Here is a 12,874-nt window from a genome sequence, read left to right on the forward strand (position 1 = left end):
CGTCGCATGTCAGGTGCCGGTGGATCGTTGCATCCGAGCATCACGCGTGGGAATGAAACACGGCAGCGACTCGTTGGCTTTTTGTGTTAGCGCCGAGTGGCGCTGCCGGAGGAGAACGTGGGTAAGAACTACATCGACATCGAGAACGACCGGGGCGAGACGCTGCGTTATCGCAAGCACGTCAACGGTCGGGGCCTGATCGCGCACGGCGCGAAGGTCCATCCGAGCGCGCTCGTCGAAGCAGGGGCCTATATCGAGCCTGGCGCCCAAGTCGCCGAGGGAGCGCAGATAGGCCGCGGCGCATGGGTCGAGGCCGACGCGGTCATCGGACCTCAAGCGCGCATCGCGCCCCACGCGCACATCGGCTCGGGCGCGGCGGTCGGCGCGGGTGCGACGATCGGTGTCCGTGCCCACATCGGCACGCAGGCACGCGTGGCCGTGGGGTCCCTCATCCGTGACGATGAGAGCGTCCCCGACGGCGAGACCGTCGCGACCGACCAGCGCGGGCTACGCCTGGCGGCCTGACTCAGGCGAACACGAAGAGGACGAACGCGAGCAGGGGCACGAGCCCCTGCAGGGCGGCCGCGGCGAGATAGCGTCGGCCGGTCGTGACCAGCACGAGGGCGGCGCCCGCCATGCTGCCGAGACTGAAGAGCGCAAGGGCGCGCCCGGCGACGTCGGCGGCCGAGTCGGGACCGCCGGCCCAGAACAGCACGAGCCCGAGGGTCGCGCCGACGGCGAGGAACAGGTTGTAGAAACCCTGGTTGTACGCCAGGGGGCGCGTCGTCTCGGCCGCTTCCTGATCCGGCACCCCGAAGCGCCGCCACACGCGGGGTTTCCGCCATCGGACGCTTTCCAGCACGAAGATGTACACGTGCAGCAGAGCCGCCAACGCACCGAGCACCGTTGCGAGGATCGCCACCATGAGCGAACACTAGCGCGGCGACTACGCTGACGTGATGGCCAAAAGCGGCGGTTCGCGCGCGCCCCGGAGTCCGCGCGGGGGGAGACCTGTTCCGCGCCGCGCCGCGCCGACGGGGCGTCAACGATCACGCGACACCGCACAGAGGCAGGCCCCGGCTCCGCAGGAGCCGCAGGAGCCGCGGACATTCCGACTGGGCGCCATCCCCGGCGCGACACCCGGCAAGTGGATCTCCCTGTGGGCGGAGCGGATGCCGGAGGTTCCGCTCGAGCTGGTGCCGGTGTCGGTGTCCGATCAGCACGCAGCCGTCACCGGCGCCGCCGTCGACGCCGCGCTGGTGCGTCTTCCCCTCGACGACGACCACCTTTCCGTGATCCCGCTGTACACCGAAGTGCCCGTCGTGGTGGTCGCCGAAGATTCGCACCTCACCGCGGTCGACGAGCTCGAACTGGCCGACCTCGCCGGCGAGGTCATCCTGGTGCCGCGGGACGATGTGCTCGGCACCGTCGTGCCCGGTGCCGTCCCGCCGTCCTTCGGCCGTCCCGCAACGACGGAGGACGCGATCGCGATGGTTGCCGCGGGCGTCGGCGCCGTGATCGTGCCCCTGTCGCTCGCGCGCCTGCACGCGCGCCGCGATGTCACTCACCGGCCGCTGCGGGACGGCCCCCCATCGACCGTTGCGCTGGCGTGGCCGCGGGATGCGGACACCGACGACGTTCAGACCTTCATCGGGATCGTGCGCGGCCGCACCGCGAACTCGTCCCGCTGACTCAGTCGTCGAGCGTGCGGCCGTCATCCAGCCAGACGTCGGCGCGGCCGGCCAGCGCCCGCACGATGTCGGCGGCATCGGGCGGACGAGCGCCCTCGCGCGCGGTGAGGCGCACCCGGAGCGGATCGGCGAGGCGCAGACCCTCCGGCGGTGCGGGCCGAACAGGTGGCGGTCCGCCGGTCAACGCTTCGGTCCGGGTTTCCCAGCCGAGGCGGTCGGCGACGGCGCCCACGGCGGCGGCGGCGCCGGCATCCGCCGCCAGCACCCAGTCACGCACGTATCGATCCCTCCCCGCCGCCATGCCGCCATTCTCGCCGCTTCGCCACCGGGAAGACACCCCGACATCCGCCTGGCGCGGAGGCACCTAGACTCGCGTGGTGACTCTCCCGCTGCTCTACGTCTCCGCGCGTCCGCAACGGGCCGCCGCCGACGCAGAATACGCGTCGTTCCGCGAGGGGATGCAGCTCGACGCGGACGCGCTCGGAGCGCACGACCTCGTCCGCGACGACCTCCCCTCCGACGTCTTCGAGCGTTTCGGGGGGTTCGTCGTCGGCGGCAGCCCGTTCAACCTCACCGATCCGGCGTCGCGCAAGTCGGACGAACAACGCCGCGTCGAGTCAGGGCTCGAGCGCATCGCGGCGGAGGCCGCAGCATCCCGCACCACAGCGCTGTTCACCTGCTACGGCATCGGGGTGGTGACCCGGATGCTGGGAGGCGTGGTGTCGAGGGACTTCCCCGAAGACACCGGACCGGCCGCCATCCGCCTGACGAGCGAGGGGCGCGCCGACGCGCTGTTCGGGAACCTGGCAGCGCCGTTCACGGCGCTCACCGCGCACAAGGAGGGCACCGCGGCGGCGCCGCCGGGCGCGGTGCTGCTGGCCGAGAACGACGCCTGCCCCGTGCAGGCGTATCGCGTCGGCGACCGGCTGTACGCCACACAGTTCCACCCGGAGCCGACGCCGAAGGCGTTCACCGAGCGGATGGCGATCTATCGTCGCGACGGCTACTTCCCCGCCGAGGATTTCGACAGGCTCTCCGCGCGGGTGCTCGCGGCATCCGTCACAGAACCGGCGCGACTGCTCGCGCGGTTCGCGCAGATCGCGGGCGGCTGAACCCGGCGTCAGTCTCCCTGCGGGCGGAGGAAGCGCAGCCCCGCCACGGCGACCGGGACGAGTCCCACCACCGCGCCGACCACGATCGCGGTGACTCCGATGGGCGTGCTGTGCGGCTCGCCCGTCAGGCGGCCCACCGCGATCCACGTCGCGCCCCACGCGACGGCGAGACCGGGGGTCACGCGCCATCCGCTGGCCCACGCCATGGCGAGGCCGATGATGCCCACGACGACGAGCACAGGGATGCCGAACGCGGGCGCGTACTCGCCCCACTGGGCGGGGACGATCTGCGTGAGCCACGCCGACGCGTTGGCCACCGTCGCAAGGCTCACCCAGCCGAGGTGGAGGCCCGTGACCCCGTCCAGGAGAACCGCATCCCATGCCCCGTCACTCGGGGTGCGGGTCAGGACCGCCTGGCGGAAGGTGATCCCCAACGCCACCAGCAGCAGCACGATCACGACCACTGTCAGCGGGAGGGTGCCGTACTGCGCAGCCAGGAGCCACAGACCATTGAGGACGGCGGTGACCGCGACGAACCAGCCGAGGGTCCGCTGACGCGGATCTGCCCGCTGCGCAGGGAGCGCCTGCCACACCGCGTAGGCGACGAGGCCGAGATAGATGACCGACCAGATCGAGAAGGCCGACCCCGCAGGAGCCAGATACGACGCATCCGAGTCGAGGGCACCGTTCTGCACGTCTTGAACGGGCGTTCCGCCGAGGAGCCCCGTTCCGAGCATCGCGGCGATGAGCATGAACGACGTCGCCGACGGCACCACGACCTGCCGGACCACATCGCGAGATGTCGCGTCGGTGCGTGGCGGGTCCACGCGCGCCGAGCCGGGAGGCTGAGAATCGATGGCCATACCCCGACGGTACGGGCCGCGCGACGCGTCGGCGCCGGGTTGACACCGCCCTGGCGCACGGAGCTATGCACCACGTCGGCCCCGCGTTAGGGTCGGGGCATCCCCCGTCCCTCGAGCAAGGAGCAGTCATGTCGAACGGCTTTTCCGCCCCCGACTCTTCGCCGGACCACGAGCCGGTCGATGAGGACCGGCCCGCCGATCCCGACGAGACCGACCTCGGCCCCGTGCCCGACGACGAGCGCCCCCTCGACCCTTCCGACCTCGCCGACGAGTCGCCGCTGGATGACGACCGCCGGGTGCGCCTCGATGCCGAGGACGACGACGAGGACGAGTTCTAGAGCGCCGGGCCCACCACCACGGCCGAATCCGGAGGGATCGTCACGGTCCGCCCGTCCGAACCGCCGACCCCGGTGAGGGTGGCGCCGTCCGTCGCGAGCAGCACGACGGCATCCGGGAGCACCGCGCAGTCCGCCGGGGTGTCGGTGAGGTTGGCGAACACGGTGAGGCGGCCGCTCGTGAGCGTGTAGGTGCGCCCGTTCTGCGCGTCACCGACGATGGCCGAACGCGCACCCCACGCCGGGTCGGTCAGTTCGGGCCGCTCGCGCCGCAGGCGGGCGAGGTCGCGGTACAGCTCCAGCAGCCGCCGATGATCGCCATGGGATGCCTCGTCCCAGTCGAGCTTGGACCGGGTGAACGTTTCCGGGTCCTGCGGATCGGGGACGACCGACTCGTCCCAGCCCATCTCCGCGAACTCCGCGATGCGACCCTGGGCCGTCGCTTCGCCGAGCTCGGGCTCGGGGTGCGACGTGAAGAACTGCCACGGCGTGGACGCGCCCCATTCCTCGCCCATGAACAGCATGGGCGTGCCCGGGGTGGTGAGCGTCAGCACGGCCGCCACGGCCAGGCGCCCGTAGGGCAGGTTCTGCGACAACCGATCGCCGGTGGCCCGGTTGCCGATCTGGTCATGGTCCTGCGCGAAGGTCACCAGGCGCCACGCGGGTACCTCGGCAGGAACCGGGAAGCCGTGGTTGCGCCCGCGGAACGAGGAGTACGTGCCGTCGTGGAAGAAACCGCCGGCGGTGACCTTGGGGAAGGCCTCCGGATCGGCGAAGTCCTCGTAATACCCGACCGTCTCGCCGGAGACGGCGACGTGCACCGTGTGGTGCCAGTCGTCGCTCCACTGCGCCGTCAGGCCGTACCCACCCGCCTCGCGCGGGAGGATGAGCTTCGGGTCGTTCATGTCCGATTCGGCGATCGTGGTCAGCGGCCGCCCGAGGTGCGCGGAGAGCGCGTCGGCACCCTCGGCGATCTCACGCAGGATGTGCCTGGACCGCTCGTCGTGCAGCGCGTGCACGGCGTCCAGCCGCAGGCCGTCCACGTGGTAATCCCGCATCCACATCAGGGTGTTGTCGACGATGTACGAGCGCACCGCGTCTTCGTCGAGGTTCACGGAGTCGCCCCAGGTGTTGCGGCTGCCGCTGCGCAGGTACGGACCGAACTCGGGCAGGTAGTTGCCGCTGGGTCCGAGGTGGTTGTAGACGACGTCCTGGATGACGGCGAGCCCCGCCGCGTGCGCGGCATCCACGAAGCGCTGGTAGGCCTCGGGGCCGCCGTAGGCCTCGTGCACCGTGTACCAGAGCACGCCGTCGTAGCCCCAGTTCCAGACGCCGTTGAACCCGTTGACGGGCAGCAGCTCGACGTGCGTCACGCCGAGGTCGACGAGGTAACCGAGCTTGCCGATCGCCGCGTCCAGCGTCCCCTCGGGGGTGAAGGTGCCGAGGTGGAGTTCGTAGATCAGGCCACCGGCGAGCTGCCGGCCGGTCCAGGACGCGTCGGTCCAGGCGTACCCCGTGGGGTCGAACCACGCCGACGCGGCGTGCACGCCGTCGGGCTGCCGCCGTGAACGCGGGTCAGGACGGAGGTCGTCGCTGTCGTCGATGACGAAGCCGTACCGCTCGCCGTCGCGGAGGTCGACGTCGGCGAACCACCAGCCCGGGCCGGGAAGCGGTCCGGACGTTCCGCGCCGGAGCGCGACCTCATCGACGACGGTCGTGCCATCGGCGTCCAGCCGCCGCATCCGGACCCGCTCCGCCCGCGGTGCCCACACCTCGATGCTCATCGCTCCTCCTTCCGCGAGTGCACGGGTTGCTACCCAGTGCACGTCGTATCAACGCTGTCAGATCGTGCGCTCGACACGATGTCGTGCGCTCGATGCCATGTCAGGCATCCGGGACCAGCAAAGCCACGGGGTAGACAGACAGCAGCTCGGCCAGAGGCACCGTCGATCCCTCGTAACGCCGGCCGGTGAAAGCGTCGACGGCCGGTCCGGCATGCCGCAGCAGCTGCGTGTCGCCCCAGCCTCCACGCCGGGACAGCCCGACCGGCAACCGGGTGGCCACGGCGAGCGCCCCGCCGCGGTCGAACGCGACCGCGTGAGTGGATGCTTCGCCCACGACCGTCATGGAGGTGTACCGGGTGAACAGCTCGGGCCGGTCACGGCGAAGGCGCAGCGTGCGCGAGGTGACGAGGAGCTTGGCCGCCCCACCCGCGTCGACGGCCGGCAGCTCGCCCCGCCCGAAACCCTCGTCGAGCCCGGCGAGCAGGGCCGAGCGCTCGGCGAAATCGACGGGACGACGGTTGTCGGGGTCGACGAGCGACATCTCCCACAGTTCCGACCCTTGATACACGTCGGGCACGCCGGGACCGGCGAGCTGCAGGAGTTTCTGGGAGAGCCCGTTCGCCCACCCCGCCGCGGCGATCTCGTCGACGAACCCCTCGACCAGTTCCGCCGCGTGCCCGGTCGCCGCATCCACGACCGCGTGCATCGCCGACTCGAAGGACTCCACCGGGTCCCACCAGCCGGTCGCCTCGGCCGCTTCGCGCGCCGCCTTCTCGGCGTACGCGTGCAGCCGCTCGGCGAACTCCGGTCCTCGGGATGCGGGCCACGCTCCGACGATCGCCTGCCACAGCAGCGCGTCGAAGGGTCCGTGTCCGGTGGTGGCGACCTCGCGGAACTCCTCCAGCACGCGCGCCCAGCGCTCGGGCATCTCCGACAGCACCGCGAGGCGCGCGCGGACATCCTCGCCGCGTTTGGTGTCGTGCGTCGACAGCGTCGTCATCGCCTGCGGCCACGATGCCTGCCGCGCGGCCTGAGCTGCGTGGAAGTCGGCGATCGACAGGGAGAACTCCGACGGGTCGCCCCCGACCTCGGTCAGCGGGCCGAGCCGGGTGTACCGGTAGAAGGCGGTGTCTTCCACGCCCTTGGCCATGACGGGTCCGGTCGTCTGCTGGAAGCGGCGAGCCACCTCCAGCGACGGATCGGCGAGCACGGGAACAAGCTCTGCGATGACCTCGGTGAGGTCGGGGCGGCGTCCGGATGCCTCGGCGGCGGCGGCATCCAGGTGTTCGCGGCCCGCCGGCAGGTAGGAGCGGTACACGGGGAAGCACGCGAGGAGCTCGGCGAGCGCATCCTGCAGGACGGCGGCCTCGCGATCGCGCACCGCCGCGGGAAGCCCTCGGATGAGGCGGCGGATCTCGGCGACCTGGATGGTGTCGGCGATCATCCGCTTCGTGTCATGGATGAGATCGTGCCAGCTGGATGCGGCGGGGAGCCCGGTCTGCGTGCGCAGCCGCGCATCCAGAGCATCCAGGCCCTGCTCGCCGACGGGGTCGATCAGGACGCGGCCGACTTCGGCGAGCGCGTCGTACCCGGTGGTCCCGTCGGTGTGCCACCAGCCGGGCAGGGCCTCACCGTGCTCGAGGATCTTCTCGACCAGGACGTACACGTCGCCGCTCGCGGCGGCGAGCTGCTCGAGGTAGCCGCCCGGGTCGAGGAGGCCGTCGGGGTGATCGACCCGCAGGCCGTCGGCCAGACCTTCGCGCACCCAGCGGAGGATCTCGCCGTGGGTGGCGTCGAACACCTCCGGCAGCTCGACCCGCACCCCCGCGAGGGTCGTCACGGCGAAGAAGCGGCGGTAGTTCAGCTCCGCGGCCTCGTCGCGCCAGAAACGCAGCTCGTAGTTCTGACGGTCCAGCACAGCTCGGACAAGATCGGGATCGGTCCACGATGCCCCGGTCGCCGTGGCAGGGCCGGCGTCGTCGATCGAACCCGGGGCGAGCGGGAAGGCGTGGTCGAAGTACCGCAGGAGACCCGAGGGGGCATCGTCGGCCGGCGTGGGATCGATCACGAAGTCGCCGGCGGCGATGATCTCATCGACGGATCCACCGAGAACCGGCACGAGGACCCGCCCGCCGCCGTATTCCCAGTCGATGTCGAACGCGCCGGCGTGGACGGATTCGCGTCCGAGCCGCAGCACATCCCACCACCACGCATTCTCCCGGGGGGCGGAGATCCCCATGTGGTTGGGAACGATGTCGACGAGGATGCCCAGGCCCTGCTCGCGGGCGGATGCGGCGAACCGCGCGAGCCCGTCCGCCCCGCCGCGTTCCGGGTCGACCACGGTGACGTCGACCACGTCATAGCCGTGATCCGAGCCGGGCGTGGCGCGCAGCAGCGGCGAGAGGTACGCCCAGGACACACCGAGATCGCGAAGGTACCGGGTGACGGCGGCGGCCGCATCCAGGTCGAAAGAACGGCGGATCTGCAGGCGGTAGGTGGAGAGCGGGCTGCGCGTCATCACAGTTCCGGCTTGGGGGCGTGCCCGGGGAAGTCGTCTCCGGTCGACGCCGCCACCTGCGCAGTCAGCGACGCGGCGACGGAGTGGTCGACCTCGGGCTCGGGGAGATCGTGTTCGCACAGCACCACGAGTGACTTCCCCTCGAGCATCACGGCGGCACCCGGCTTGACCGGCTCGGTGTTGGCGAGCTCACCCGCCGTGTCGACGAGCACGTCCCACTTGGGGCTGAACTTCACATCCGGAACGTGGAACTCCACCGCCTCGTCGCCGGCGTTGAAGAGCACGATGAAGTGCCGGTCGAGGATCTCCTCGCCGCGGCGGTCGCGCTCGCGGATGCCCTGCCCGTTGAGGAAGACACCGATCGCGCGCCCGAATCCCGAGTCCCAGTCCTCCGGCTGCATCACCGACCCATCCGGCCGCAGCCAGACGACGTCGGGCATCGGCGCGCCCTCCTCCATCTTGACCGGGCGGCCGTTGAAGAAGCGCCCCCGGCGGAACGTCGGGTGGTCCTTCCGCAGGCGCGACAGCGCGGCGGTGAACTCGATGAGCGGCTGATCGGCGCTCTCCCAGTCGACCCACGTGATCTCGTTGTCCTGCGCATAGCCGTTGTTGTTGCCGCCTTGCGTGCGACCCATCTCGTCGCCGTGCAGGAGCATCGGCACGCCCTGGCTCAGGAGCAGCGTCGCGATGAAGTTCCGCTGCTGACGGGCGCGCGCGCCGAGGATCGCCGGGTCGTCGGTGGGACCTTCCACCCCCATGTTGTCGGAGCGGTTGTGCGATTCGCCGTCGTTGTTGTCTTCACCGTTGGCCTGGTTGTGCTTCTCGTTGTACGACACGAGGTCGCGCAGAGTGAACCCGTCGTGGGCGGTGACGAAGTTGATGGATGCCACGGGGCGACGCCCGGAGTGCTCGTACAGGTCGGCCGAGCCCGTCAGCCGGGAGGCGAACTCGCCGAGGGCCTGCGGCTCGCCGCGCCAGAAGTCGCGGACGGTGTCGCGGTACTTGCCGTTCCACTCCGTCCACTGCGGCGGGAAGTTTCCGACCTGGTAACCGCCGGGACCGACGTCCCACGGCTCGGCGATGAGCTTGACCTGCGAGACCACCGGATCCTGTTGCACGAGCTCGAAGAAGGTCGCGAGGCGGTCGACCTCGTAGAACTCCCGCGCGAGGGTCGAGGCCAGATCGAACCGGAAGCCGTCGACGTGCATCTCGAGCACCCAGTACCGCAGCGAATCCATGATGAGCTGCAGCGTGTGCGGGTTGCCGACGTTCATGCTGTTGCCGGTGCCGGTGTAGTCCGTGTAATAGCGTTTGTCGTCCTGCTCGAGGCGGTAGTACGCCTCGTTGTCGATGCCGCGCATCGACAGGGTGGGGCCCAGGTGGTTGCCCTCGGCGGTGTGGTTGTAGACCACGTCGAGGATGACCTCGATACCCGCGGCGTGCAGCGCCTTGACCATCGCCTTGAACTCCTGCACCTGCTGGCCGTGGCCGCCGCTGGAGGTGTAGGTGTTCTGCGGGGCGAAGAACGCGATGGTGTTGTAGCCCCAGTAGTTCGACAGCCCCTTGTCCTGCAGCGTGGAGTCGTTGACGAACTGGTGCACCGGCATGAGTTCGATCGCGGTGACGCCGAGCTTCTGAAGGTGCTCGATGACCGCGGGGTGGGCGACGCCGCTGTAGGTGCCGCGCAGTTCTTCGGGCACGGCGGGGTGCAGCTCGGTGAGCCCCTTCACGTGCGCCTCGTAGATGAACGATTCGGCGTACGGCGTCTTGGGCTGACGGTCGCCACTCCAGTCGAAGAAGGGGCTGACGACGACGCCCTTCATCATCGCGGCGGCGGAGTCCTCGTCGTTGCGGGAGTCGGGGTCGCCGAAGTTGTAGCCGAAGACCGACTGCCCCCACGTCACCTGGCCGTCGACGGCCTTCGCGTACGGGTCGAGGAGGAGCTTGTTCGGGTTGAACCGCCGCCCGTTCTCGGGATCATCCGGTCCGTGCACCCGGTACCCGTAGCGCTGCCCGGGCTGGACGTTCGGGAGGTAGGCGTGCCACACGTACGCGTCAACGTCGACGAGGTCGACGCGCGTCTCCTTCCCGCGCTCGCCGAAGAGGCAGAGCTCGATGCGCTCTGCTCCTTCGCTGAAGATGGCGAAGTTCGTTCCGTTGCCGTCGAACGTCGCACCGAGGGGATAACTGGATCCTGGCCATACCTGCACGGCCCAACGATACGGCAGCAGAAATACGCGTCCCGACCGTTGACCGGAGGCGCCCCGCCGACTATGCGCGGGCGGGCGGATGACGCAGGAGCTCGACGCGTTCGTCCAGATAGGAGGCGAGGGGTACGAGCCCGGCGGCGGCGCTCCACCGGACGGCGGCCACCCCGTCGCGTACGGCCAGCGGCGAGGTGGCCTCCGAGACCAGCGGGAGGTCCAGGCGCACCCATCCCACGTGGACCGACTCCCCCTCAGCGAACCCGCCTCGGCTCGCCGCAGCCGCGAGGGCCGCCCGCGCCCGCTGCGATTCCGCCGTGAAGCCGCGGACGGCCTCGGCGCGCGCACGGACGATCTCGCCTGTGGCCAGCACGGCGTCGTCGGTGAGAAGAAGCACGCCGAGGTGCCACGCCTCCCCCACCCGCTCGATGCGCGGGGAGCGGGCGATGCCGAGGATGCGGCGGGGCGTCCGCAGCTCGCCGAGCGCCTCACGGGGAGCGTCTCTGAGGCGGCTGCGAGCGCGGGCGAGCAGCGTCTCCACCTCGGCGGCAGCATCCGTCATGGCATGCCTACCCGCGCCCCGCCCGGCGCCAGGGAGCTGGAGATGAGAAGTCCATGCCCCGATGCTACGGGGACGGTCCACGATGGTCCCGGTGCCGCCCTCACTCGTCCGGTTCGAGGGCCGCCCGAGCCCGCTCGGCAGCACGTTCGGCGGCCTGGGCCCGCTCGCGCGCCCCTGCGCGCTCCTCCTCCATCCCCGCGACCTTCTCGTCCGCGGCATCCGCGTCGCGTTCGATGCGTGCCAGCTCCGCCCGCAGATCGTCGACCCGCTCGTGCAGCAGGTCAGCGCGCTCCCGCGCCTTGGTGAGCTTCCCCTCGATGCGCGTCGCTTCGCGTTCGGCTTCGGATGCGGCCCGGTCGGCGTCACGCGCGGCCGCTTCGGCGGCCTTCCGCGCACGGCGTGCGGCGAGGTCGTCCCGCGCCGGCGCTGGGCGGTCGGGCACTCCGGGGACCGACCCCGCCACCGCGTCGGCGAGGTCGGCCGCATCGGTGCCGTCGGCGTGCACGGTTCGGACGAGCCGCCCGGTGAGGATCGCCGCCCCGGCCGCCGCATCCACGATCGCGGCGTTGACGGTGACTTCGACCTCCTCGAGCACGGCGCGGCTGAGAGTGGTCCCCGCCTCCTCGGCGAGGGCGGCGGCGCGGCGCGCGAGCCCGCCGACGAGGGCGCGGCGCTGTCGTCCGAGCTTCGCCAGCTCGGGCGCGTCGAGATCGTCCTGCGCGTCGTGCAGCGCCTGCGACAGTTCGACGGCCTCGGCGAGCTGTCCGTCTCGGACCAGCAGGTTCACCGCCCAGGCCGCGACCGAGGGCTTGCGAAGAGCCTTGATGTTCTTGGCGAGGATGCCGGTCGCAGCGGCCGCCCGCTGATTCCGGGCGACCGTGAACTCGGCCGGCGGAAGGGCATAGAGGGCGGCGGCTACCTCGTCGAGCTCCTCGGCCGCTGCATCCGCCATGGCCCCATTCTGGCTCGCGGCCGCCGCCAGGCTCGCCGTTCCGCCCGCACAACCGCGGAGATCGTGGCCGACACGCCGCGACCGAGCGTCCGCCGCCGGCGTGTCGCGCCTGCGATCCGCGGTTGTGCCGGGGGCGAGGTGGGTGCCCGTCGCGCCGGAGGGGTCAGAGCGAGACCGCGCCCGCAGCTGCCGCGGCACCGTGGACCTCCCGGTGCAGCCCCTCCATCCGGCCATCGAGTTCGGCTGCGGTGTCGGCGGCCTCTTTCAGGCTCGCGAGCAGCTCGTCGGGCACCTGCCGGTCGTACTTGTAGTAGATCTTGTGCTCCAGGCTCGCCCAGAAGTCCATCGCGATGGTGCGGAACTGCACTTCCACCGGCACGGCGACCCGGCCGGTGGAGAGGAAGACCGGCACCTCGACAATCGCGTGCAGGCTCTTGTAGCCGTTCGGCTTCGGCTCGGCGATGTAGTCCTTCACGCTCAGCAGCGTGATGTCGTCCTGCTGGGTGAGCAGGTCGAACAGCCGGTAGGCGTCGCCCACGAAACTGCAGGTGATGCGGATGCCGGCGATGTCGGTGACCGCGGCCCGCACCGAGGGGAAGCCGGGGTCGATCCCTTTGCGCTGGACCTTCTCGACGAGGCTGTCCGGCGATTTCACCCGGCTCGAGACGTGCTCGATCGGGTTGTAGGCGTGCACCTCCTGGAATTCCTCGCGCAGGATCGAGATCTTCGTCTCGACCTCCGCCAGTCCGAAGCGGTACTCCATGAGGAACCGCTGGAACTCGTCGCGCATCGCCCGAAGGGCGGCGCCGGAAACGGTGATCTGCTGCTCGTCGAGCGAACCGGCCATGTCCCG

13 protein-coding genes are annotated in these 12,874 nt (G+C 70.7%); 4 read left to right on the plus strand and 9 right to left on the minus strand.

The features are described 5' to 3' along the window. The first annotated feature begins 117 nt into the window (after positions 1-117). Positions 118-525 carry an LbetaH domain-containing protein gene (locus tag AC4FS1_RS09520; protein WP_491154487.1) on the plus strand — a complete coding sequence of 136 codons (408 nt, stop codon included), beginning with the start codon at positions 118-120 and terminating at the stop codon, positions 523-525. 1 nt (position 526) lies between these two features. Here the strand turns inward: AC4FS1_RS09520 and AC4FS1_RS09525 are convergent, their stop codons facing one another. Continuing rightward, on the minus strand, positions 527-925 hold the full coding sequence (locus AC4FS1_RS09525; protein ID WP_491154488.1) for a DUF1304 domain-containing protein: 399 nt from the start codon (positions 923-925) through the stop codon (positions 527-529). Positions 926-959: 34 nt separating this feature from the next. Between AC4FS1_RS09525 and AC4FS1_RS09530 the strand changes: the two genes are divergently transcribed. Further along, entirely contained in the window at positions 960-1,691 is a 732-nt protein-coding gene (locus tag AC4FS1_RS09530; protein ID WP_491154490.1) for a LysR family substrate-binding domain-containing protein, read from the plus strand. A gap of 1 nt (position 1,692) precedes the next feature. Here AC4FS1_RS09530 and AC4FS1_RS09535 read toward each other — a convergent pair whose 3' ends face one another. Beyond that, positions 1,693-1,968, minus strand: a complete 276-nt coding sequence (locus tag AC4FS1_RS09535; protein WP_491154491.1) for a hypothetical protein — start codon at positions 1,966-1,968, stop codon at positions 1,693-1,695. A gap of 97 nt (positions 1,969-2,065) precedes the next feature. Between AC4FS1_RS09535 and AC4FS1_RS09540 the strand changes: the two genes are divergently transcribed. Then, entirely contained in the window at positions 2,066-2,803 is a 738-nt protein-coding gene (locus AC4FS1_RS09540; protein WP_491154493.1) for a glutamine amidotransferase-related protein, read from the plus strand. A gap of 8 nt (positions 2,804-2,811) precedes the next feature. Here AC4FS1_RS09540 and AC4FS1_RS09545 read toward each other — a convergent pair whose 3' ends face one another. Beyond that, positions 2,812-3,666 (minus strand): TspO-related membrane protein, encoded by an 855-nt coding sequence (locus tag AC4FS1_RS09545; protein WP_491154495.1) that lies wholly within the window; start codon positions 3,664-3,666, stop codon positions 2,812-2,814. Between the two features lie 128 nt (positions 3,667-3,794). Between AC4FS1_RS09545 and AC4FS1_RS09550 the strand changes: the two genes are divergently transcribed. Continuing rightward, positions 3,795-4,004 carry a hypothetical protein gene (locus tag AC4FS1_RS09550; protein WP_491154497.1) on the plus strand — a complete coding sequence of 70 codons (210 nt, stop codon included), beginning with the start codon at positions 3,795-3,797 and terminating at the stop codon, positions 4,002-4,004. On the opposite strand, the gene treZ is transcribed toward AC4FS1_RS09550, so the two are convergent. From treZ to AC4FS1_RS09580, 6 genes are all read right to left on the minus strand, one after another. Further along, on the minus strand, positions 4,001-5,785 hold the full coding sequence (treZ, locus tag AC4FS1_RS09555; protein ID WP_491154499.1) for a malto-oligosyltrehalose trehalohydrolase: 1,785 nt from the start codon (positions 5,783-5,785) through the stop codon (positions 4,001-4,003). The genes AC4FS1_RS09550 and treZ overlap by 4 nt on opposite strands. Before the next feature lie 100 nt (positions 5,786-5,885). Next, complete coding sequence (treY, locus tag AC4FS1_RS09560) at positions 5,886-8,303, minus strand: malto-oligosyltrehalose synthase (RefSeq protein ID WP_491154501.1); 2,418 nt, start codon at positions 8,301-8,303, stop codon at positions 5,886-5,888. After that, positions 8,303-10,513, minus strand: a complete 2,211-nt coding sequence (gene glgX / locus AC4FS1_RS09565; RefSeq protein ID WP_491154503.1) for a glycogen debranching protein GlgX — start codon at positions 10,511-10,513, stop codon at positions 8,303-8,305. Before glgX ends, treY begins: the two co-directional genes overlap by 1 nt. Positions 10,514-10,574: 61 nt before the next feature. Beyond that, positions 10,575-11,069, minus strand: a complete 495-nt coding sequence (locus AC4FS1_RS09570) for a glutaminase (protein WP_491154504.1) — start codon at positions 11,067-11,069, stop codon at positions 10,575-10,577. 100 nt (positions 11,070-11,169) lie between these two features. Continuing rightward, entirely contained in the window at positions 11,170-12,021 is an 852-nt protein-coding gene (locus AC4FS1_RS09575) for a transposase (protein WP_491154506.1), read from the minus strand. 163 nt (positions 12,022-12,184) lie between these two features. After that, a complete protein-coding gene (locus AC4FS1_RS09580) occupies positions 12,185-12,868 on the minus strand; it encodes a GTP pyrophosphokinase (protein ID WP_491154507.1) in 684 nt (227 codons plus the stop codon). Between the last annotated feature and the right edge of the window lie 6 nt (positions 12,869-12,874).

Source organism: Microbacterium sp. Z12_35 (assembly GCF_058310475.1).